The 19872-nt window shown below is 71.6% G+C and carries 18 protein-coding genes and 3 pseudogenes; 9 read left to right on the plus strand and 12 right to left on the minus strand.

Annotated features, from left to right (window positions below; genetic code table 11):
• The first annotated feature begins 101 nt into the window (after nucleotides 1–101).
• Nucleotides 102–476: a hypothetical protein gene (locus LQ326_RS16900; protein ID WP_234537473.1), complete on the plus strand. Its 375-nt coding sequence runs from the start codon at nucleotides 102–104 to the stop codon at nucleotides 474–476.
• A gap of 21 nt (nucleotides 477–497) precedes the next feature.
• Here LQ326_RS16900 and LQ326_RS47905 read toward each other — a convergent pair whose 3' ends face one another.
• From LQ326_RS47905 to LQ326_RS16925, 6 genes are all read right to left on the minus strand, one after another.
• The gene (locus LQ326_RS47905) at nucleotides 498–629 is read right to left on the minus strand and encodes a hypothetical protein (RefSeq protein WP_268207181.1); all 132 of its coding nucleotides are present in this window, start codon (nucleotides 627–629) and stop codon (nucleotides 498–500) included.
• Nucleotides 630–661: 32 nt separating this feature from the next.
• Nucleotides 662–2164 (minus strand): sensor histidine kinase, encoded by a 1503-nt coding sequence (locus tag LQ326_RS16905; RefSeq protein ID WP_234537474.1) that lies wholly within the window; start codon nucleotides 2162–2164, stop codon nucleotides 662–664.
• Complete coding sequence (locus LQ326_RS16910; RefSeq protein WP_234537475.1) at nucleotides 2161–2898, minus strand: response regulator transcription factor; 738 nt, start codon at nucleotides 2896–2898, stop codon at nucleotides 2161–2163. The genes LQ326_RS16905 and LQ326_RS16910 overlap by 4 nt, the downstream gene beginning before the upstream one ends.
• Nucleotides 2899–2987: 89 nt before the next feature.
• Nucleotides 2988–3728 carry a peptidoglycan-binding domain-containing protein gene (locus LQ326_RS48320; RefSeq protein WP_234537477.1) on the minus strand — a complete coding sequence of 247 codons (741 nt, stop codon included), beginning with the start codon at nucleotides 3726–3728 and terminating at the stop codon, nucleotides 2988–2990.
• 224 nt (nucleotides 3729–3952) lie between these two features.
• Nucleotides 3953–4840 (minus strand): FMN-binding protein, encoded by an 888-nt coding sequence (locus LQ326_RS16920; protein WP_234537478.1) that lies wholly within the window; start codon nucleotides 4838–4840, stop codon nucleotides 3953–3955.
• A gap of 62 nt (nucleotides 4841–4902) precedes the next feature.
• Nucleotides 4903–6420: a ferredoxin reductase family protein gene (locus tag LQ326_RS16925; RefSeq protein WP_234537480.1), complete on the minus strand. Its 1518-nt coding sequence runs from the start codon at nucleotides 6418–6420 to the stop codon at nucleotides 4903–4905.
• 774 nt (nucleotides 6421–7194) lie between these two features.
• Here LQ326_RS16925 and LQ326_RS48690 point away from each other — a divergent pair.
• Nucleotides 7195–7386 (plus strand): annotated as a pseudogene (locus LQ326_RS48690) (hypothetical protein); the annotation flags it as partial.
• Here LQ326_RS48690 and LQ326_RS16930 read toward each other — a convergent pair.
• Nucleotides 7343–8332, minus strand: a complete 990-nt coding sequence (locus tag LQ326_RS16930; protein WP_234537483.1) for an alpha/beta fold hydrolase — start codon at nucleotides 8330–8332, stop codon at nucleotides 7343–7345. The pseudogene LQ326_RS48690 and the gene LQ326_RS16930 overlap by 44 nt on opposite strands.
• A 141-nt stretch (nucleotides 8333–8473) precedes the next feature.
• On the opposite strand from LQ326_RS16930, the gene LQ326_RS16935 reads away from it, so the two are divergent.
• Nucleotides 8474–9124 carry a helix-turn-helix domain-containing protein gene (locus tag LQ326_RS16935; protein WP_234537486.1) on the plus strand — a complete coding sequence of 217 codons (651 nt, stop codon included), beginning with the start codon at nucleotides 8474–8476 and terminating at the stop codon, nucleotides 9122–9124.
• A gap of 117 nt (nucleotides 9125–9241) precedes the next feature.
• On the opposite strand, the gene LQ326_RS16940 is transcribed toward LQ326_RS16935, so the two are convergent.
• Entirely contained in the window at nucleotides 9242–9940 is a 699-nt protein-coding gene (locus tag LQ326_RS16940) for an SDR family NAD(P)-dependent oxidoreductase (RefSeq protein ID WP_234537489.1), read from the minus strand.
• A gap of 105 nt (nucleotides 9941–10045) precedes the next feature.
• Between LQ326_RS16940 and LQ326_RS48695 the strand changes: the two are divergent.
• Together LQ326_RS48695 and LQ326_RS16950 are read left to right on the plus strand one after the other, a co-directional pair.
• Nucleotides 10046–10991: pseudogene (locus LQ326_RS48695) on the plus strand (helix-turn-helix transcriptional regulator).
• Nucleotides 10992–11030: 39 nt separating this feature from the next.
• Nucleotides 11031–11180: an AbiJ-related protein gene (locus LQ326_RS16950; protein WP_234537491.1), complete on the plus strand. Its 150-nt coding sequence runs from the start codon at nucleotides 11031–11033 to the stop codon at nucleotides 11178–11180.
• 1 nt (nucleotide 11181) lies between these two features.
• Here the strand turns inward: LQ326_RS16950 and LQ326_RS16955 are convergent, their stop codons facing one another.
• Both LQ326_RS16955 and LQ326_RS16960 read right to left on the minus strand, forming a co-directional pair.
• On the minus strand, nucleotides 11182–11874 hold the full coding sequence (locus LQ326_RS16955; RefSeq protein ID WP_234537494.1) for a DUF4232 domain-containing protein: 693 nt from the start codon (nucleotides 11872–11874) through the stop codon (nucleotides 11182–11184).
• Between the two features lie 76 nt (nucleotides 11875–11950).
• Nucleotides 11951–12133, minus strand: a complete 183-nt coding sequence (locus LQ326_RS16960) for a hypothetical protein (protein WP_234537496.1) — start codon at nucleotides 12131–12133, stop codon at nucleotides 11951–11953.
• 299 nt (nucleotides 12134–12432) lie between these two features.
• Between LQ326_RS16960 and LQ326_RS16965 the strand changes: the two genes are divergently transcribed.
• Nucleotides 12433–14739 (plus strand): helix-turn-helix domain-containing protein, encoded by a 2307-nt coding sequence (locus LQ326_RS16965; RefSeq protein WP_234537500.1) that lies wholly within the window; start codon nucleotides 12433–12435, stop codon nucleotides 14737–14739.
• Nucleotides 14740–14864: 125 nt separating this feature from the next.
• Here LQ326_RS16965 and LQ326_RS16970 read toward each other — a convergent pair whose 3' ends face one another.
• Nucleotides 14865–15296 carry a PLL family lectin gene (locus LQ326_RS16970; protein WP_234537502.1) on the minus strand — a complete coding sequence of 144 codons (432 nt, stop codon included), beginning with the start codon at nucleotides 15294–15296 and terminating at the stop codon, nucleotides 14865–14867.
• Between the two features lie 343 nt (nucleotides 15297–15639).
• Between LQ326_RS16970 and LQ326_RS16975 the strand changes: the two genes are divergently transcribed.
• Nucleotides 15640–16107, plus strand: a complete 468-nt coding sequence (locus LQ326_RS16975; protein ID WP_234537504.1) for a hypothetical protein — start codon at nucleotides 15640–15642, stop codon at nucleotides 16105–16107.
• Nucleotides 16108–16374: 267 nt separating this feature from the next.
• Here LQ326_RS16975 and LQ326_RS16980 read toward each other — a convergent pair.
• A pseudogene (locus LQ326_RS16980) lies at nucleotides 16375–16602 on the minus strand (Rv2578c family radical SAM protein); the annotation flags it as partial.
• A gap of 180 nt (nucleotides 16603–16782) precedes the next feature.
• On the opposite strand from LQ326_RS16980, the gene LQ326_RS16985 reads away from it, so the two are divergent.
• Nucleotides 16783–17226 (plus strand): SRPBCC family protein, encoded by a 444-nt coding sequence (locus LQ326_RS16985; protein WP_234537506.1) that lies wholly within the window; start codon nucleotides 16783–16785, stop codon nucleotides 17224–17226.
• A gap of 156 nt (nucleotides 17227–17382) precedes the next feature.
• Entirely contained in the window at nucleotides 17383–19773 is a 2391-nt protein-coding gene (locus tag LQ326_RS16990) for an MFS transporter (RefSeq protein ID WP_234537509.1), read from the plus strand.
• Nucleotides 19774–19872: the final 99 nt, after the last annotated feature.

Raw genomic sequence — 19872 nt, forward strand, 5'->3', positions numbered from 1 at the left:
AGAACGAAGCTGAAGGACGCTTCAGGTGACTTCAGGTGGGGTTCAGGTGCCCGGCAGCACAGTGGAGCCCTCGCAACGAGCCCTATTACCGGAGGGAAACCATGAAGCCGAACATCGTCGTCATCGCGATCGCCGCGGCAACCCTGGTCGGCGGAAGCACCGCCACCGCGATCGCACTGTCGGGCGGTGGCGACAAGGCCCCGCTCAAGCAGTCGAGCGTTCACGTCTCGGCCACCGACAGCGGCGGTCGGGACGACAGTCGCGCGCCTGGCGCCGGCCGTGACGACTCCGACGACCGCTCCAACGGCTCGGACGGTCGGGACGACAGTCGCGCGCCCGGCGCCGGCCGTGACGACTCCGACGACCGCTCCAACGGCTCGGACGGTCGGGACGACAGTCGCGCGCCCGGCGCCGATCGCCACGACTCCGACGACCGCCACCACCACGCCGACGACGACGCCGGCCGCGACGACTGAGGAAAGCCGCGAAAATGCTGGTCACAGCCACTCGTAGAGGGCTGTGACCAGCATGGTGACCTTGTGGCCGACGGCTGAACCCGCCGAGGTTCTCACCCTCGGCGAGTCCACCGTGAAGACCCACGTCGCCGCAAGGACCTCAGCGATCCTCATGCTCGCCAGCCATGTGGGGGGTTCGGTGGCACCTACATCCACACGTCACTGCCGCCGGGCACTCGTGCCTCGGCGATGTTCACGGCCGCCTCCGGCGGGCGTACGGGACTCGGTGGGAACCGCGGAACCGTCCGGGGGCGGGGAGTATGAAACCGGCCTCTGGCCGTTGCCGCCGGCTGCAGCCGGACGACGGCGTCGACGCCGCCGCCCGGCGCCTCGTGAAGGGTGACGTCGCCGCCGCCCGCCCGGGCGAGCCCGCGCACGATGGGCAGGCCCAGGCCGGAGCCGTCGCTGTGGGTGCCGGGAGCCCGCCAGAACCGGTCGAAGGCGCGTTCACGCTCGGTCGCGGTCATGCCGGGGCCCTGATCGATGACGTGCAGTTCGATACCGCCCTCGGTACGGAGCCGCGCAAGGGTGAGGGACGTCCCGGGCGGCGCGACACGCAGAGCGTTGGCGAGCAGGTTGTCGATGATCTGCTCGAGTGCGCCGGAGATGGCCACGACCGGGCCGACGGGGTGCCCGACCACGGCGATGCAGACCTGCTGCTCGGCGGCGAACGGGGCCCAGGTGGCAGCGCGGTCGGCGATGACGGCATCGAGTTCGACCAGTTCCGGTGTGGTGGCGCTGTTCTCCAGACGGGCGAGGGCCAGCAGGCCGTGGATCATGCGGCTCAGGCGTTCGACCTCGCCGATGGCCTCGTCCAGGCTGTCGTGGGCGCGCGGATCGAGGTACGGCTCGAAGTTCTCCAGCCGTAGGCGCAGCGCCGTGAGCGGGGTCTTGAGCTGGTGCGAGGCTTCGGAGGCGAAGGACTTCTGGGTGTGCAGCAGATGGTGGAGCCGGGTGGCGGTACGGGTGAACGTGGCAGCGAGCCTGCGTAGTTCGGGAGGACCGTCGTCGGTGACCGGTGGCTGCGTGAAGTGGCCGTCGGCGAACTGTGCGGCCGCACGTTCCAGGGCGTGCAGGGGGCGGGTGATCCAGCGGGTGAGGGCGAGCGCCGTCAGCGCCGTGGCGGCCAGGATGCAGGCCCCGCCGATGGCGAGAGCGAGCCAGACCTCGTGGATGTGCCCGCGCAGGACCCCGGTCGGATGGCTGAGGCGCACCGCGCCGCGGACCGCGGTGCCCGACCAGGCGGGCATCGTGGCGTAGAACTGCTCGGCGCCGGTGGCGGCGTCGCGACGAGTGCCGGTGTCGGACCGGTCGCGCAGGGCGGCGGCGATGTCGGGCTCCTGGGCCAGGTTGCGGCCCAGGCCGGCGGCCGCGCCGGAGTCGGCGAGTACGGTGCCCTTCGCGTCGACGATGACGACGCGGCCGCCGGAGCGGACCGCGTAGTCGGCGGCCAGGGCCGGGAGCATGTCGGTCTTGCGCGCATCGATGATCTCCTCGGCGAGTTCCGCGAGTATCACCGAGTCACGGTCGACGGCGGCGGAGAAACGGTTCAGCTCCCCCCTCGCGTACACGTATCCGAGTGGAAGTTCCAGGGCGAGCAGGGCCATCAGCACCAGGCTGAGGTGGCTGACCAACAAGCGGCGGGTCACGTGGCGCCGCCTGTCGGGTCGATCAGGCGGAATCCGACGCCGCGTACGGTCTCGATCCACGCCGGGTCGCCGAGCTTGCGACGGAGCGCGGACACGTGCACGTCCAGGGTCCTGGTCGGGCCGAAGTAGTGCGGGTCCCACACGGTGTCCATGATCTGCTGCCGCGAACAGAGCGCTCCGGGGTCCTGCGCGAGGTACTCGAGGACGTCGAACTCCTTGGGAGCCAGGGCGATCTGCCTGCCGTACAGCTCGACCCGGTGGGTCCTGCGGTCGATGGTCATGGGGCCGACGCGCTGGGCGGAGTCGGCCTGTCCTGCCCAGGAGGCGGGTGCGCCCGCCGTCCCGGCCACTCGGTCGGCGGCGGGACCGCCCTGTCTGCCTGCGGCCTGGGTCCGCCGGGTGACGGCACGGACCCGGGCGACCAACTCCCGTGTGCCGAACGGCTTGGAGAGGTAGTCGTCCGCGCCGAGTTCGAGGCCGACGACACGGTCGGCCTCGTCGGTCCGCGCCGTGATCATGATGATGGGGACGTCGGAGCGCGAGCGCAGGGCCTTGCAGACGTCGATGCCGTCCATGTCGGGCAGGCCGAGGTCCAGCAGGACGAGATCGACCGGGGCCGCAGCGAGGGCGGCGGCCGCGGTTCGGGCCAGCTCCACGGTGAATCCGTAGCGGGCCAGCCCTTCGGTCAGCGGACCCGCTATCCGGTCGTCGTCCTCGACGAGTAGTAGCCGCATGGCGTTAGGCTGGCACAAGTCCGTATCGGCGGTCGGGAGTTTCACAGCAGTCACGGAACATGCCTCCTGCCTCGGGGAGTCCGATGCGGTTACGCGTGCTCTTCTCCCTCTTCGTGTTCATGATCTCGGGTTTCGGGCTGACTCGGGGCGGGGCTGACGGCTTGTTGCCGGACACGGGTCTCCAAGGCGTACTGGGTCACGGGGCCGTACACCCCGGGGGTCTCGCCGCTGATCCCGACCGCACTCTGGAAGCGGGCGACGGCCTGGGCGACGCCGGCGTCGTAGCGGCCGTCGGTCTCGCCGCTGCCTGCCCCGTACAGGCCGGATATCTGGTGCAGGAGTGACTGGAGTTCGCGCACCAGCTGCCCGCTGTCACCTTCCCGGAGCACCCCCTGGGCCGCCGCCGAAGGGGAACCGCCGGACCCCTTCGGGGGTTCCGCGGGCGGCCCCGCGGTGGCCGACGGCGTGAGCGGCGGCCTGGTGAAACCGGGCGGCAGATTGATCGGCACGGTTCCCGGTCCCTGGGGATCCCCGGACGAGAGCGAAAGGCTGCTGTCGAACAGCGACATGGCGAACAGGAAACCGCCCACCGCGAGCAGTGCGACCACTGCGCTCGCGACCGCCTTCGGCTTGTCCCGCAGCCCGAGCCGCACGGCCGCATGGCCCCGCCGCGGCGCGGTCCGGATGTCCGGCGCCGCGGCGCCGGCACGAGGGCCGTGGGACGGCGGTGCCGGCCTCGGGCGGCGGTGCGGCCGCAACTGTGTCGCCTCGTCGAGTTCGGCGGGCGAAGGGGAGGTGTGAAGCGTGTTGCGCGCCTGCTTGAGCACCACGGGACTCCTCCTCGGTGACCAGGTGAGTGACCGTTTCCCTGACCGCGCGGCGGTTGTCCGGCGGCCTCGCAACAGCCGGTCCGTGGCGTACCCGTGGGCCGGAAATGGCGACAACTCTAGAGGCTGCTGGTGCCGGACAACTGAGGAATGGCATTAAGTACCTTTTGTTGAGGCATCGGTGGGCGCCGTGGGGCTGCCCCGCCCGTGGCCCCACGGCGGCCGTCCTATGCCCTCGCTGCGTCGATGGCGGACTGCAGTGACTTCTTGTAGGAGCCGCTGGTGTAGGTCGCCCCGGACACACTGTCGATGGTCGCGCTCTGCGCCGCCAGCGCCTCCTTGCGCAGGGCCGGTATGGCCCGCGCGTTGATCTGTGCTGTCGTCCCGGGTGAGGTGGGATACGTCGCGGTGACCTGGGTGATGCGGCCGCCGGAGATGCTGACCGTGGTCTGGACCGTGCCGTACTGGTTCGTCGACGCCGCACCCCTGAAGGTGCCGTCGCGCAGTCCGCTGCCGGGCTTGGACGGCGTGGCGGGGCTGCCGGGCTTGGACGGCGCCGGCGCGGACGGCGCGGGTGCGGACGGCGCGGGCGCCGACGCGGAAGGGGAAGAGCAGGAGCAGGGGGGCGTGGACGGGGAGGGGCAGGGGGGCGCGGCCGGGGACGCCGGACCGGTGGAAGTGCCGCCCGCACCGCCGTTGGAGGCACCAGGCCCCTGCCCACCCCCTCGCTGAGCGTCGTCTCCGTCCTTTCGCTCGCTCTCGCGGCCGTCGTCCCCGGTGCCGCTGCGTTCGCCGTCGTCCCCGGTACCGGTGCGTTCGCCGTCGTCCCTGGTACCGGTGCGTTCGCCGTCACCGCCGTCCTCCTCAGTGCGCCAGTTGGCAGGTGCGGTGGATGCCACATCGGCCGCTGCGTTCCTGAACGTCGCGGAGCAGGTCGGTGCCGGGGGGCTCGCGGGGGCGGGGGCGGCTGCGCCGCCCACGACTGCTCCGCCGGCCGCCGGCGGCTCGCTGGTGACGGTGGTGCCGGCTCCCACCGGGGCGATGCCCAGCTTCAGCGCGGTCAGCAGTGCGGTTCCGGCGATGGTGCCCGTGATCGCGGCGATGGACTTGCGCATGGTGTTCCTCCAGAGGGCGAAGAAAGGGGGGTGTGACAGTGGGGGATTCGAAGCAGGAAGGATCAGAACTCGAACGGGTCGAGGTGGATGCGGCCGCGCGGTACCCGCAGTTCCGCCAAGGCGCCCAGCGCGGCGGCGATCAGCCCCGGAGGCCCGCACAGGTACACGTCCCGGAGCGTCACGTCCGGCACCAGCTCGACCAGGCCCTCGGGGCTGAACAGGCGGGCCGGCCCGGGGTCGTGGCGGGAGCCGACGACGTAATGGACCGTGCAGTCGCGTTCCGTGGCGAGAATGTCCAGTTCATCGCGGAAGACGATCTCCTCAGGGGAGCCGGCCCGGTAGACCAGGACGGTGGACGGCGGCATGCGCTCCAGGACGGCACGGACAGGGGCGATTCCGCTGCCGCCTGCGATCAGCAGGACCCGGTTGCGCAGGCGCCGGTCGGCGGTGAACGCGCCGAAGGGTCCCGCCGCGACGACCCGGGTGCCGACCTTCAGGGAGCGCAGACGGGAGGTGTGATCCCCGACCGGATTGACGGTCAGCCTCAGCCACTCGGGGTTGGGAGCGCTGGACAGGGAGTACGGATGGGACTGCCACCAGTCCGCGCCGGTGAGGAAGCGCCAGCGGAAGAACTGTCCCGGCCGGGCCTTCAGCTTGTGCAGCTTCCGGCCCCGCAGGTAGACCGAGAACATGCCGTCCGCCTCCGGCACCACGGCGGCGACGCGCAGTTGGTGCCGCAGGTTCAGTGACAGCGGTTCCACGACCCGTCCCCAGACCAGGCAGACGACCACGAGGGCGTACAGCGCGTTCCAGTAACCGCCGGCCACCGGGGACTGCAGGTCCGCGCCGAAGGCGAACTGGTGCCCGTAACCGAGCAGGAGGGACCCGTAAGTGGTCAGGTGCAGGACGTACCACGTCTCGTAGCGCATGCGCCGCCGTACGGCCCGGACGGCCATGAAGGAGACCGCCACCAGAATGCCGGTCGCGGCGAACGCGTCGGCCATGTCCTCGGAGGTGTTCAGCAGCGACCAGGTCTGCGCGGCGACGGACGTCCGGGCGGCCAGGGCGTAGCCGTAGACGACGAACACGGTGTGTGCCAGCACCGTGACCAGTACCAGGGGGCCGAGCCACCGGTGCCAGGCCATCAGGTGATCCGCGCCCGCCCACTCCTCCAGCCAGCCGACCCGGCTCACCACCAGCACCTGGGCGAGCAGGAGGAAGCCGGAGACCATGCCGGTGATCCGGCCGACGGCGGTGAATACGGCGGCCTCGCCGGTGATCGACCCGGCGGGGGTGTCGAACCACCACAACGCCACGCTCGCGACCAGCAGCAACCAGAACCCGGTCACCACGAACTGCCGGTTGCCCTCGGCATGGTGGCCGAGAGCCGGCTCCGCGGCGTACGCGGCGCCGGAACCGCCGGCGTGCTCGACGACGGGTGCCCGACCCGCCGCGCCGTGCGGATACGGGACGGTCTGCCGGTACGTGGGGGCGGCCGGCCTGAACCGGCGGCCCGGCCACAGGCGGTTCCTTCTCGGCGCCGCACGGTGCCGTCGGCGCTCGGGAGGACGAGCGGGCACGGGTCTGCCGGGGACCGAAGGGCCGTGGTCTGCAGGGAGGATGCTCGTTGGATGCATGGATCTTCCTGTTCGGATCATCCGGATCGCGGCGCGGACATCGCCGTCGCCGGGCGCGGTCCGGCGCTGTCGCCGGGTGCAAACGGGGGAGCTACGACCCGGCGACAGCAGTCGGTTGTTGTTCCTCCCCTCCTTCCTGGCGCGGTGGCGCCTTCCTGGCTCCCGTCGACATGCGTCGACATGCCGTGCGCGGACACGCACCGGAGCACAGGGATCGATGCTCCCGGCGGTGGTTGTCCGCGTCGTGGGCGGACGCTCTCCGCGGCAGGGGAGTCCGCGGAGGCCGGAGCCGGGAGACACCGAAAACCTTAGGGGGGCCTGTTTAAGGGCAGCCGCAGCAGTTCTTCAGCAATGCGTTAGCGAGCGGCCAAGCTTTCGCAGCAGGCGTGGGCACGCGCCGAGCACTGGCGATGATCAACTGACACCGTCGCCTATGACGCCGGCGGTGAACACCCGCACCCGGCCGGACGTGAGCTCCGGGCCCGCGTGGTGGCAGCCGACGGCGTCGTTCTGGCCACGTCCGTCCACCGGGACTCCAGATCCTGTCTCGCCCGCGCCTCACGCTGCTCCATCAACCCCAGCACGGACGGCATCGCACCCTCCTCGATCCACAACAAGCCGTCCGCTGCCCGCCCCTACGCCGTCGCGGTCATGCCCCGCACACGAAGAAGCCCCTGCTCATCGAACAGGGGCTCCCTTTGCCACCACGCACCGGGACAAGACCGCATCCTCAACGAAGCGGCCGAAAGCGCCGACCCGCTCAGGCTGATGCGTCTCTCTGGCATCACCGGGCAGACCGCCATGCGCTACGTCACCGCCGCCCACCCCGAACGAACCGCCAAGCTGCCCAGGTGGCCCGCCTGGTTCAGCCCTGGAGGGTGGCGAGCCAGTCGGTCAGCAGGCGGTTGATCTCGTCAGGGCGCTCCTGCTGGATCCAGTGGCCGCAGGCGTCCAAGAGGTGGGAGGCCGACAGGCCGGGGAGGGTGGTGGGGTAGGCGTCGATGGCGTCGGACATCCAGGTGGTGGAGGCGTCCAGGGCGCCGCCGATGAACAGGGACGGCTGCTTGATCGGGGCTCCGCGGTGCGGGGCGAGTTCTTCCCAGTCGCGGTCCATATTGCGGTAACGGTTGAGGGCGCCGGTCAGGCCGGTGCGCTCGAACTCCCCGGCGTAGACGTCGAGGTCGTCCTTGCTCAGCCAGGCCGGGAGGACCCCTGTGGGGAAGCGGTCGCGCAGCCGGCCGCCGGCGCGGGCGACGAAGTGGGGGTCGGGCTCGCCCTGGGCGGGCATGGTGTCGGCGGACAGGGCCGCGTAGAAGCCCGCGAGCCAGCCCCGGACGTCGGGCTCGATCTCCGCCTCGGCGCGGCCGGGCTTCTGAAAGTAGGAGACGTAGAACTCCTGCTCGGGGCTGCCGATCTGGCTGAAGATGTCGGTCGGGCGCGGGCCGCCGGGCGGCGCGTAGGGGACGCTCAGCAGGCCGACGGCACGGAAGACCTCGGGACGGAGCAGGGCCGAGGCGGAGGCAATGTTGGCGCCCCAGTCATGGCCGACCACCACCGCGCTGTCCTCGCCGAGGGCACGCACGACGGCAACGTTGTCCTCCACCAGGTCGAGCATCCGGTAGGCGTCGGTCGTCTCCGGCTTGGAGGAGCGGCCGTAGCCGCGCACATCGATCGCCACCGCCCGGTAGCCGGCCGCGGCGAGGGCCGGGAGCTGGCGGCGCCAGGAGTACCAGGACTCGGGGAAGCCGTGGACGAGCAGGACCAGCGGGCCGGTGCCCTGCTCGACCAGGTGCAGGCGCCCGGCAGGGGCCTCGACGGTGCGGTGGCGGAGCTCGGCGGTCGGCTCGGGCTGCATGGGCTTCTCCTCCGTTCACGGGCGGACGCGGCTACCCATCGATCATGCGGCGAGGCGCCCGCCCGACGCGATCAGCCTTGCCCTTCTGGCAAACTCGCAGGACAGAGCGGTGGAGCGGCACGGCAGGAAGGAGCGGGAAAGGTGGCAGTCGACGACGTGGACGGCACGCTGGCAGCGATGGGGCCCCGGTTGCGGGCCGTGCGCGAGCACCACAGCGCGACGCTCGCCGGTGTCAGCTGCGCGACCGGCATCTCGACCAGCACGCTGTCCCGGATCGAGACCGGCCGGCGCAAGCCCACTCTGGAGGTGCTGCTGCAGCTGTCGAAGGAGTACGGCGTCTCCCTGGACGAACTGGCCGGCACCGCGCCCGCCCCCGCGGCCGAGCCGCGCGCTACGGCGCCGCTGAGCTTCGGGGATGACAAGGCGGTGCTGCCGTTGACCCGGTACGTCGGCGGCCTGCACGCCCACAAGCACGTCCTGCCCGCTGTCGAGGGTCCGCCCGCGCGGCCGCGGCAGGTCTCCCACGAGGGCTACGAGTGGCTGTGCGTCCTGTACGGGCGGCTGTGGCTCGCGCTCGGAGACCAGGACCTCGTCCTGACTGCCGGGGACGTTGCCGAGTTCGACACCCGCACCCCGCATGGGGTGGTGAACGCCGGCTCCGGCGGGCCTGTTGAGTACCTGATTATGTTCGGGCCCCAGGGCGAGCGCCTACGGCCGCGCACCTCTCCGGCAGCTGGCCGCGGGAACCGCCGACCGAATGGCGCCCAGGCCGGCCGCGAAGCGCGGCCGTAGGATCCTTTCTGCCGGAGATTCCGCCGACGCCAGTAGCAGCGGCGGTTCTCCCGCCCAACCGGTCTCGATGTTCTTCCCGTTCTGTTCTCCAGGGCCGGTGACCCGGCATCGCCGGTGTCAGGACCAGGCGATCTCGCCATGGCGGTCGATGAAGCGTCCGGTGCCGGCGCCGGGCTCCTCGGTGGCGAGGGCGACGATCGCGTCCGTGCCCTCGGTGAGGGTCTGGGAGCCGCTGTGACCGTTGATGTCGGTCGCGGTGTAGCCGGGGTCGGCGGCGTTGACGCGAATGCCCTTGAGCCCCTTGGCGTACTGCGTGGTCAACATCGTCAGCGCCGCCTTCGAGGAGGCGTACAGCGGCGCGACGACGTGCGACTCGGACCGGCCGGGGTCGTGCGTGAAGGCGAGAGAGCCCATGCCGCTGCTGACGTTGATGATCACGGGGTCGTCCGAGCGGCGCAGCAGCGGCAGGAACGCGGTGGTGGTGCGGACGACGCCGATGACGTTGACGTCGAGGACGGCGCGGGCGTCCGCGGCGGTGAGGTCGCCGGGATCACCGAAGGGTCCCTGTACCCCCGCGTTGTTGATCAGGACGTCGATCCTGCCCTCGTGCTCGGCGACATCCGCGGCGGCGGCGGCCACGGACGCGTCGTCGGTCACGTCGACGGGGACGAAGCGTGCGCCCAGCGCGGCGGCTGCCTCTTCACCCCGCTCACGGTCGCGGGCTCCCAGGAGAACGGTGTGACCGCACGCGACGAGGCGGCGGGCGGTCTCGCGGCCGATGCCCTTGTTGGCTCCGGTGATGAAAGTGATCGTCATGCCTTCGATGGTTGCCTGGACGACGGAGCCGGGCCAGGGACGCTTCGACGGTGGGAAGACCAGTACCACCCTCGCGCCCCCGCATGTGATCGGGGATGCAGGAGGATGAAGAGCATGACGAGGACACCCCCCGGGGCCGGACTGGGCGCGGCGATCCGCACATGGCGGAACCGGCTTCCCCCGTCGGCCGCCGGGCTGCCGGTCGTCCGCAAGCGCCGGGCTGTCGGGCTGCGGCGCGAGGAACTCGCCGACCTGGCCGGAGTGTCCGTCGACTACGTCGTGCGTCTGGAGCAGGGGCGGGCCACGACACCCTCGGCGTCGGTGGTGGCGTCCCTGGCACGTGCCCTCCAGCTGTCCACCGCCGAGCGGGACCACCTCTACCGGCTGGCCCAGATCGTGCCGCCGGCGGACGGCACGATCTGCGACCATCTCCCGCCCGGCATGCAACGAGCGCTCGTCCGCCTCGGAGACGTACCGGTTGCCGTGTTCGCGGCGGACTGGCAACTGGTGTGGTGGAACCACGGGTGGGCCGCCCTGCTGGGCGACCCCTTGGCCTCGCCGCCGCGGATGCGCAACTTCGCCCGCGACAGGTTCCCGGTGGGCACCGGTCACACCCCCCCTCGTGCTGTGGCCGGTCACCGATACGGACCCCGACACCACCGACGCCGCCCTCGTCTCCGACCTGCGCCGCGCCACCGGCCGCTTCCCCCGGGACAGTCGCCTGGCCGCGCTGGTCCGTGACCTGAACGCAGGCAACGAGAGGTTCGCCGAGTTGTGGGCGAAGGGAGAGGTGACCGCGAACCGCGAGGTCCGCAAGACGGTCGATCACCCGTCGGTGGGCCCGGTCACGGTGGACTGCGATGTCCTGACCGACGGCGACACCGAGCTCAAGATCGTCATCATGACCGCCGCGCCGGGCAGCGAGGACGAGACCAAACTCCAGCTCACCACCGTCGTCGGCCCACGGGCCGGCACAACTGGAGCGCCTGCTGTTGAACGGGATGCGTCCGGTGACGCTGAGAGACCGCATCGAGCGGTACGTCTTCCGTAATCCCGGGGACTGGTCTGCGGAAGACCTTTCGACAACCTCGTGGCGTTCGAGGCCGGGGACGCCAGGCTCGCCCGCTTCCTGGAGGGCCTGGCGTCAGCGGACGTCCTCCTTGATGAGCACCTCCAGCAGAAAACCGTCAGCACGATCAACGGTCATCTCCGGTCTGCTGGGGTCGAGTTCGCGGCGTGACTCAGAAGTCGTCCGCGCCGTTGCGGAGTTCGGGGGTCCAGTAGCCGGTGAGGGCCTTCGCCGGGTCGACGGCGACGCCGCTGCTGCCCGGCGCGGTGACGGCGATGACCGTGGAGTCACCCTCCAGCGTGACGGAGAACGCCGACACGGGTTCGTTGTCCTCGTCGACCCCGCCGTCCGACAGCTTCACCAGGGCATAGGCGGGCGCTCCCGCCGTGAGGACGACCGGCGTGGCCGGCTTGCTCTTGGCGACGGCCGGGACGTCCTGCTTGTGGCTCTCCAGGAACTGGATGTGCGGCGCACCGGCCAGCCGGCAGGAGTGTCCGGAGGTGTTCTTCGCCGTGAGGACGATGTGGGTGTAGGGAGGGCCATCCTGTGGGGCGGCGGTGACGGTGACGTCCCGCGCGGTGCAGACCCGGGTGCCGGCGGACGCCTGCTCGCCGGTCGAGCCCGCGGAGCTGTCGCCGGCAGTGCGGTCCGTCGGGCTCTTCGACGCTGCCGAGTGCGCCGGACCGGTCGAGCCCGTCGCGCCGGCGGCATCGGTCTGCCCGCCGTCCGCCGTCTTCCCGGTCGCCGAAGAGGCGGCGCCGGAAGTGGACTTGGTGTGCGCGTCGCTCTGACAGGCGGTGAGGGACAGGGCAAGGGCCGTGCCCGCGGTGGCGAGCAGCATGGAGTGGTGACGCAGAAGGTTCATGGAGAGTTCCGTGAGTGATTCGGGGCCGCGGTTGGTGCCGTCGGCCGGGGACGTTCCGGTGGAGTGGTGCGGTTGCTCAGTTCGCCCTTGCCCGGCCGGTGCGGCCGGACGGCAGGGCGTACACGAATGCGCGGGGACCGGCGTGCGCGGACTCCAGCAGTTCGGTGACGCTCTGGTAGGCCACGGCGGCGGTCGGCGTACCCGCCGCCAGGACGCTCCGCCTGGAGATCCCGGTGGTCTGCTCCTGGCTGCTGTTCATGAGAGGTGTCCCCGTTTCGTGCTCGTCGCGTGTCTGTCGCGTGTCTTCGGTGGCGGTTCGGCGGCGGGTGGTCGGTGCCCGTCCCCAGTCCGCACAGGGTCCGTGGTCCGGCGGCTCCGTCCGTCGAGGATCGGCCGCCCGGACTCCGTCCGCCGGGGAGGAGGCGTCCTGCCGCCTGACCTCAGTTGATCAGCAACGGCCGTCGCGTCCCAGGCGGTTCGCCCGGCAGAACTACCGTCCGTCATACTTCTGCCGGGGTGCTCGCGTCCGGACGAGCCGGATGATCGGGGGACGCCGACGTGCGCGGTGGCACGCCTTCCACGGAGGACTTCGGGCAGCGGCTGCGCTTCCTGCGGGCTCGCGCAGGACTGAGCCAGGAGGCGCTGTCGCACGCCGCCGGGGTGAGCGTCAGGGCGCTGGCCGACATGGAACGCGGGCGTACCCGAGGGCCGCAGCGCCGTACGGTCGAGGCCCTGGCCGAAGCTCTGGGACTGGACCGCGACGAGGCATCGGGCTTGGAGGCCTCCGCCGTGCTGGGGCGCCCCCGCCCTCGCCCGGCCGAAGGCCCGGCCGTGACCGTCCCGTTGGCCCTGCCGCGCGACATCCAGGACTTCACCGCCCGCGACGCGGCACTTGCCCGGCTGCTGGACCTGGCGCGGGACGCCGGTCCGAACCGTCCGGTGGTCAGCGTGGTCACCGGACAGCCAGGACTGGGCAAGACCGCGTTCGCGGTGCATGCCGCGCACCGTCTCGCCCCGCACTTTCCTGACGGGCAGCTTGCTCTGGACCTGCACGGCATGGATGCCGAGCCGACCACTCCCCGTGACGCGCTGGCCCGGCTGCTGGGCGCCATGGGAATCGCCGACGCCGCGATACCGGCCGGCACCGACGACCGGGCGAGCCTGTGGCGCTCCCTGGCCGCCGGCCGACGGCTGCTCCTGCTGCTGGACAACGCCATCGACGAGTCCCAGGTCGGCCTGCTGCTGCCCGGCACCGGCCCGTCGCTGACCATCGTCACCAGCCGCCAGGCTCTGGCAGGCCTGACGTCCGTTCACCGCTGTGATCTGGCTCTGCTGCGGCGCGAGGAAGCGGTGGAACTGCTGACCCGTATCATCGGCCCCGAACGGGTTCGAGCAGAAGCGCAGGCCGCGCGCGACCTGGCCGATCTGTGCGGGCATCTGCCCCTCGCGGTCCGGATCGCCGGACAACGCCTCCTCAGCCGGCCGCACGAGCGCCTGGGCAAGCTCGTCGCCCGTCTCGCCGCCGAGGGCCGACGGCTGGACGGCCTCCAGGCCGGAAGCCTGCGGGTGCGCGCCGCCTTCGCGCTCTCGTACCGTCAACTGTCCGCGGACTCACGGACCTTCCTGCGGCGCGCCGCACTGGCTGCCGGGGCGGACTTCAGCCCGGAGACCGGCGCGCTTTTGGCCGGGCTGTCCTACGACGAGGCGGTCGCCTGTGCCGAGGAGCTGACCGACGCCGGGCTGCTCCAGAGCGATCCCACCGCCGAGCGCAACCGGTTCCACGACCTGCTCAGGCTCTACGCGGCCGAGCAGGTCGAGGCCGAGGACGGCCCCGCGGTGCGTGACGCGGCCCTCGACCGGACCACGCAGTGGATGCTGTGCCGGGCCACCGCCGCCGCGTCGCACTTCGACGTCGACCACGACCGGACGGCGCCGTCCGGCGACCCGGACCCGGACACAGCACCCGTCGGCCGGGAGGAGGCGCGGGCCTGGCTGGAGGCCGAGCGAGCCCAGTGGCTCGCCGCGCTGCGCCGGGCCCACGACACGGGCCGGCACCGGCAGGTCCTGGACACCGCGAAGGCGATGCACTGGTTCTCCGACCGCACTCAGCACTGGGAGCAGTGGGTGGAGGTGTTCCAGCGCTCCTCCGGCTCCGCCCGCGCACTCGGCAGCAGGCGGGAGGAAGCGGTCCACCTCAATTACCTCGCCTGGGCCCACAACCTCTGCGTCCACGACCCCCGGGCAGCCCTGGCGTCCGCCGACGCCGCGCTCGTGGCCGCCCGCGACAGCGGGGACGGACTCCAGGAGGGCTGGGCATTCGGCTACGGCGCGGGGGCACTGAATCGACTGGGCCGTACGGAAGAGGCCCACACGCGGCTGCGTGAGGCGGCCCGTTGCCTCGCCTCGCAGGTCTCCCCGCAGGCCAGGCTGGCCGAGCTGACCATCCTCAACAGCCTCGGCACCCTGCTGCGCCGGATCGGCCGACCGGCGGAAGCCCTGGACATCCACCGCCGCAGCGAACAGATCTGCCGGGCGGGTGTCCCGGGCCGTGCGGACGAACTGATCGCGCTGTACCACGCGGTCGCCCGACAGCAGATCGGCAACGACCTGGCGGCCCTGGAGCGCTGGCACGAAGCCGAGCCGCCGCTGCGGCAGGCCCTCGCCTCCTTCGAGACCGCGCAGATGCCGGCCTGGGCCGAACAGGCTCGGCTCGATCTGGGCCAGGTGCTCGGCGCCATGGGCCACCCGGAGGCCCGTCAGACACTGGTCGCCGCCCACGACGCCCTCGCCGCGCTGAGAAGCCCACGACAGGACGAAGCCGCCACCGCACTCGCCGCGCTGGACCGCACCACCACGACCGGGTGAGGCCCGGCCGGGCCCCCGAGGGGACGCCGACCGGGCCTCACCCGCAGTGCGGCTCAGCCGCTCGCCGGACCGGTGACGACAGGTGGCCGCGTGCCGTCAGGGCCGCTACCGCTCTGTCACCACGGTCACGGGCACAGCGGGCCGGTGTCCGAGACGTTGCAGCTCACCTGCCAGGGGCTCCACTGGCCGTTGGTGTAGCGCAGTCGGAACCAGTAGTTGCCGTCGCTGCCGACGGCGGCGATGGTGAAGGAATTGAGGCTCCCTGGGAAATGGCCGATGGAGACCCGGCTCTGGGCCCATCCGGCCATGGACACCCATCCGTTCCAGTTGCCGTCGGGGTAGCTCCAGTTCGTCCACACCGCGTGATCGGTACCGACGACGAATTCCTGTGTCGTCCCATTGTCGAGTTCAGTGGTCGTGACGCGGTACTGACAGAGGTACTTGTGGCCCTTGTCCGTGCAGGTGGTCGCCGCCTGTGCCGGCGCCGCCGCGACACCCACCCCTGCGAAAGCGGCCAGGGCCGCGACTGCCGTGAGGGCACTCCTGAATCTGCGCATGTGCATGTTCCTTTGCCGAGGGGCGTGGTCGAGTCGGGGAAGGGAGAGGACAGGCGTCCCCGGCGCCACGACGAGTCGATCACGGGCATGCGGACGCAAACCATGCAGAACGACCGGCAGAAGTAACCCTCGTCCGCCACGAACCGGCCGGTGGGAACAACAACTCCTGGTGTTCCATCCGCGGCCCCGCAGGTAGGCGGTGAAGTCGGTGACCAGGCTGTCCGCTGCAGCGGTGAGGGCGGGCGGCGTGCTGGTGTCCAGACGGGTCCAGTCCCGGGGGCGGGGGCGGGGGCGGGGGCGGGAAGAGTTCCGGCTGGTCGGGGTCCAGAAGGTGCTCTGGTAGTTGGCGTTCGGACTTGGCCCGGACGAGGGCGCGGCGTCGTTTGAGGGCGAGGCGGCCTTGGAGCCCGGCGGCGCCGGGCAGGAGGCGTCCGACCGCCTGTCGGGCGGCATGGGGGCCGGCGAACCACAGCTGATCGCCGTTCTTCATCGCGATCTGGGCGGTGTCGACCTCGGTTTCGGCGACGACGATCCGGCACCTGCGGCACATCCCGGCGCTGAGCATCAGCGTGCGGTGGCAGCGGCCGCACTTGGCTTCGCTGCCGCCGCGCTTGCGCATCTGGTGGCACCAGTTGGTGCACGGCGCGCACAGGACCCGGCGATCGTTCGCCCAGGCGAGACAGTGTGTGCACTGTCCGCGCAGCTCAGGGTCCCGCTGCCCGCCCTGGCGGGTGGGGCCGGTGCCACGCGGCCTGTACGGGCCGGTGCGGGACTGCCTCGACGCCGTCCTGGGCGACTGACGCGTTCCTGAAGTGTGGCTGCTGCTGGTGCGTCGGTTACAGGCGCTTCGCTGTGTGGTCGCGCAGCAGCAGCCACTGACTCGCGTCGGCGCCGTCTGAGCGCTCAGCCGGTCCGTGCAGCAGCACGGCGTAAGCCGTCCTCTCCGCCTTGCCCGGGGCGGCATACTGGCCTGGCGCCTCCGGGGCCGGGAATGACCTCGTCATGCCTTTCCAGGCCTTGTCCGCGTTCGGAGTGTTGAGCATCGGCCCTCCCGGGCTCACTAGGGTCATGCAGTGAAGTGCACGCACGCGTGCGTGCAGACCCGGTACGGGTTCACCGTCCGTTCGAACGGCATCCGCGAGGCGCCCGGCACCCGGTTGATGATCGAACGGGCCCGCGCCTCGTGGAACGTCATTCCCCGGAACTCAGGCGTGTCGAAGGTCCGGGTCGTGACCGCGTCCGCGCCGAACAGCGCGGTGTCGGCCCGGCCGTGTTCGGCCTCCTCGGTGAGGTTCTCCCAGCGCATGACGCCTCCTCGGTAGCACTGCCCACAGAATAGAACATCTGTTCCCATGATCGTGCGGACGATCCGTGGAGACCGCGCGGACACCGAATCCGATCGCTTCCGGCACCCCGATTTGGGTGGCCGGGCGCCGGGGTGGTTGGCTTGGCGCAACCCCGAGAACTCAGGTGCTGGAGGAAAGCGATGGCGCAGGTCGAGGCCACAACGGAGCGGGTCGTCGGCGCGGATGCGGAGACGGTGTTCGACGCGCTCGCGGACTACAGCGGCACGCGCGCGAAGCTGCTGCCCGAGCACTTCAGCGAGTACGAGGTGCGCGAGGGCGGCGACGGCGAGGGCACCCTCGTCCACTGGAAGCTCCAGGCCACCAGCAAGCGGGTCCGGGACTGCCTCCTGGAGGTCAGTGAGCCCACCGACGGTGAGCTGGTCGAGAAGGACCGCAACTCCTCCATGGTCACCACGTGGCGGGTCACCCCGGCAGGCGAGGGCAAGGCCAGGGTCGTCGTGCACACCACCTGGCAGGGCGCCGGCGGCATCGGCGGCTTCTTCGAGAAGACCTTCGCGCCCAAGGGCCTCGGCCGGATCTACGGCGTGGTGCTCGACAAGCTCGCCGCCGAGGTCGAGAAGTAACCTCCCGGAAAACCGGGGCCTGTTGGCTCCTCACCGGTTCGGGTGGATCTCCGGGCCGGTCGCGTTCGTGCCGTAACTCGTCGTGCCTGGCCGCAGTTGTCGCCCTACGGGAAACAGGGCGGCAATGGTGCGCAGGCGCGACGAGGGGAGCGGTACGTGGGCGGAACGACGCTGGTGCAGTACGAGGAACCGGCCGTGGCGCTGTGGGAGACCCCCGTGCCGGAACCCGCGCCGGCGCCCGGACTCGGGCCGCGCCGCACCTGGTTGGTGTTCGGCGGGCTGATGCTCGCCCTGCTCCTCGCCGCGCTGGACCAGATGATCGTGGCCACCGCGCTGCCGAGGATCGTCGGCGAGCTGCACGGCCTGGACCGGATGTCCTGGGCGATCACCGCCTATCTGCTCACCGCCACCGTCGGTCTCCCCGTCTACGGCAAGCTCGGCGACCTCATCGGCCGCAAGGGTGTCTTCCAGTTCGCGATCCTCGTCTTCGCCGTCGGCTCCGCGCTGGCCGGACGGGCCCAGAGCATGGACCAGCTGATCGCCTTCCGCGCCGTCCAGGGCGTCGGCGCCGGCGGGCTGATGATCGGGGTGCAGGCGATCATCGCCGACATCGTGCCGCCCCGGCAGCGCGGCCGCTTCATGGGCCTGATCGGCGCCGCCTTCGGCCTCGCCTCGGTCGCCGGGCCGCTGCTCGGGGGCTACTTCACCGACCACCTCTCCTGGCGCTGGTGCTTCTACGTCAACGTCCCCTTCGGGCTGGTCACCCTGGCCGTCATCACCGTCGTGCTGAAACTGCCGAAGCCCCGGCCCCGGGCCCGGTTCGACGTGCTGGGCGCCCTGTTGCTCGCCGCGGTCTCCACCTGCCTCGTGCTGCTGACCAGTTGGGGCGGGACGGAGTACGAGTGGGGCTCGCGCGTCATCCTGGGGCTCGGCGCGGGGGCGGTGGCGGCCACCGGGCTGTTCCTCGTCGTCGAGCACCACGCGGTCGAACCCCTCATCCCGCTGCGGCTGTTCAGGGACTCCGTCTTCAACGTCACCGGCCTGGTCGGGCTGGTCGTCGGCGTGGCCCTGTTCGGCGCCGCCAGCTACCTGCCGACCTTCCTGCAGATGGTCGACGACGCCTCGGCGACCGAGTCCGGGCTGCTGATGCTGCCCATGATGGGCGGCATCGTCGGCGCCTCGATCGTCGCGGGTCAGCTCATCAGCCACACCGGGCGCTACCGGATCTACCCCGTGCTCGGCGGCGGGCTGTCCGTCGTCGGCATGTGGCTGCTCTCCCGCCTCGAAGCCGGCACCCCGCGCTGGCAGTACAGCATCTGGATGGCCGTCCTCGGCGCCGGGATCGGCCTGGTGATGCCGGTGCTGATCCTCGCCGTGCAGAACTCCGTACGGCCCGCCGACCTCGGCACCGCCACCAGCGCCAACAACTACTTCCGGCAGATCGGCGGCAGCGTCGGCGCCGCCGTCTTCGGCACCCTCTTCGCCGACCGGCTCACCGACGCCCTGCACAGACGTCTGCCCGCGCGGGCCGGCGCCCGCCTGCCCGACCCCGAGTCCCTCACCCCGCAGCTCGTCCACGCGCTGCCCCCGGCCCTGCGTGACGCCTACATCCGCGCCTACGCCGACGCGATGCCCCGGATCTTCCTCTACCTGGTCCCGGTGCTCGTCCTCGGCCTGCTCATCGCCTGCTTCCTCAAGGAGAGACCACTGGTGTCCCATCCCACCGCCGAAACGGAGTCCGAAGCCGTGAACGCCTCGATCCCGCAGGCCCGGTCGTCGCACACCGGCGCCGGGATCCCCGTCTGCGGCACGGTGCAGCATGCCGACGGGACCGCGGTGCCGCGCGCCGCGCTCACCCTCATCGACGCCGTCGGCCGGCAGATCGGGCGGGGTGCCAGCGGCGAGGACGGCCGGTACGCCCTGGCCACGCCCGGCTCCGGATCGTACGTCCTGATCGCCGCCGCCGGCGGGCACCAGCCGCAGGCCGTCACCGTGACGGTCGGCGAGCGGCCCGTCGAGCTGGACGTCGTCCTCGGCGGCGCCGGGCGGCTCGCGGGCAGCGTGCTCACCGCCGACGGCACACCGGTACGGGACGCCACCGTCACCCTCACCAACGTGCACGGCGAGGTCGTCGCCAGTGTCCGCAGCGGCCGCGAGGGCGGCTATGTGATCACCGAGCTGGTGGCCGGCGAGTACACCCTCGCCGCCAGCGCCCCCGCCTTCCGCCCGGCCGCCCTCCCGGTCACCGTCCAGGCCTCCCGGGAGACCCGGCAGAACGTCGAACTCGCCGGCGGCGCCGTGCTGAAGGGCACCGTCCGGGCCGGGGGCGGCCGGCCCGTGGACGACGCCCGGGTGACGCTGCTCGACGCCGCCGGGAACGTCGTGGACACCCTCACCACCGGCACCGACGGAACGTTCCGGTTCGTGGACCTGTCCTCCGGCGAGTACACCGTCATCGCCGCCGGTTACCCGCCGGTCGCCACGGTCCTCCAGGTCGCGGGCGGCGGCCGCACCGAACGCGATCTCCAGCTCGGCCACGAGGACTGAGGAAGACCGGACCAGGACCGGGCGCGCACCGCACCGGGGCGCGGACCTGCGCGCCGGCGCGACCCGGTGAAACCAATTCCAGGATTGCCACACATCGCA

The organism is Streptomyces shenzhenensis, from assembly GCF_021462265.1.
GTDB classification, from domain to species: domain Bacteria; phylum Actinomycetota; class Actinomycetes; order Streptomycetales; family Streptomycetaceae; genus Streptomyces; species Streptomyces shenzhenensis.

What these genes read in the sequence shown, in the direction of transcription:
- LQ326_RS16940 (WP_234537489.1), bottom strand. Translation starts at nt 9,940, where the DNA reads ATGACGATCACTTTCATCACCGGAGCCAACAAGGGCATCGGCCGCGAG.
- LQ326_RS16920 (WP_234537478.1), bottom strand. Translation starts at nt 4,840, where the DNA reads ATGCGCAAGTCCATCGCCGCGATCACGGGCACCATCGCCGGAACCGCA.
- LQ326_RS16910 (WP_234537475.1), bottom strand. Translation starts at nt 2,898, where the DNA reads ATGCGGCTACTACTCGTCGAGGACGACGACCGGATAGCGGGTCCGCTG.
- LQ326_RS16970 (WP_234537502.1), bottom strand. Translation starts at nt 15,296, where the DNA reads ATGCGCAGATTCAGGAGTGCCCTCACGGCAGTCGCGGCCCTGGCCGCT.
- LQ326_RS47905 (WP_268207181.1), bottom strand. Translation starts at nt 629, where the DNA reads ATGAGGATCGCTGAGGTCCTTGCGGCGACGTGGGTCTTCACGGTGGAC.
- LQ326_RS16960 (WP_234537496.1), bottom strand. Translation starts at nt 12,133, where the DNA reads ATGAACAGCAGCCAGGAGCAGACCACCGGGATCTCCAGGCGGAGCGTC.
- LQ326_RS16930 (WP_234537483.1), bottom strand. Translation starts at nt 8,332, where the DNA reads ATGCAGCCCGAGCCGACCGCCGAGCTCCGCCACCGCACCGTCGAGGCC.
- LQ326_RS16955 (WP_234537494.1), bottom strand. Translation starts at nt 11,874, where the DNA reads ATGAACCTTCTGCGTCACCACTCCATGCTGCTCGCCACCGCGGGCACG.
- LQ326_RS16985 (WP_234537506.1), top strand. Translation starts at nt 16,783, where the DNA reads ATGGCGCAGGTCGAGGCCACAACGGAGCGGGTCGTCGGCGCGGATGCG.
- LQ326_RS16900 (WP_234537473.1), top strand. Translation starts at nt 102, where the DNA reads ATGAAGCCGAACATCGTCGTCATCGCGATCGCCGCGGCAACCCTGGTC.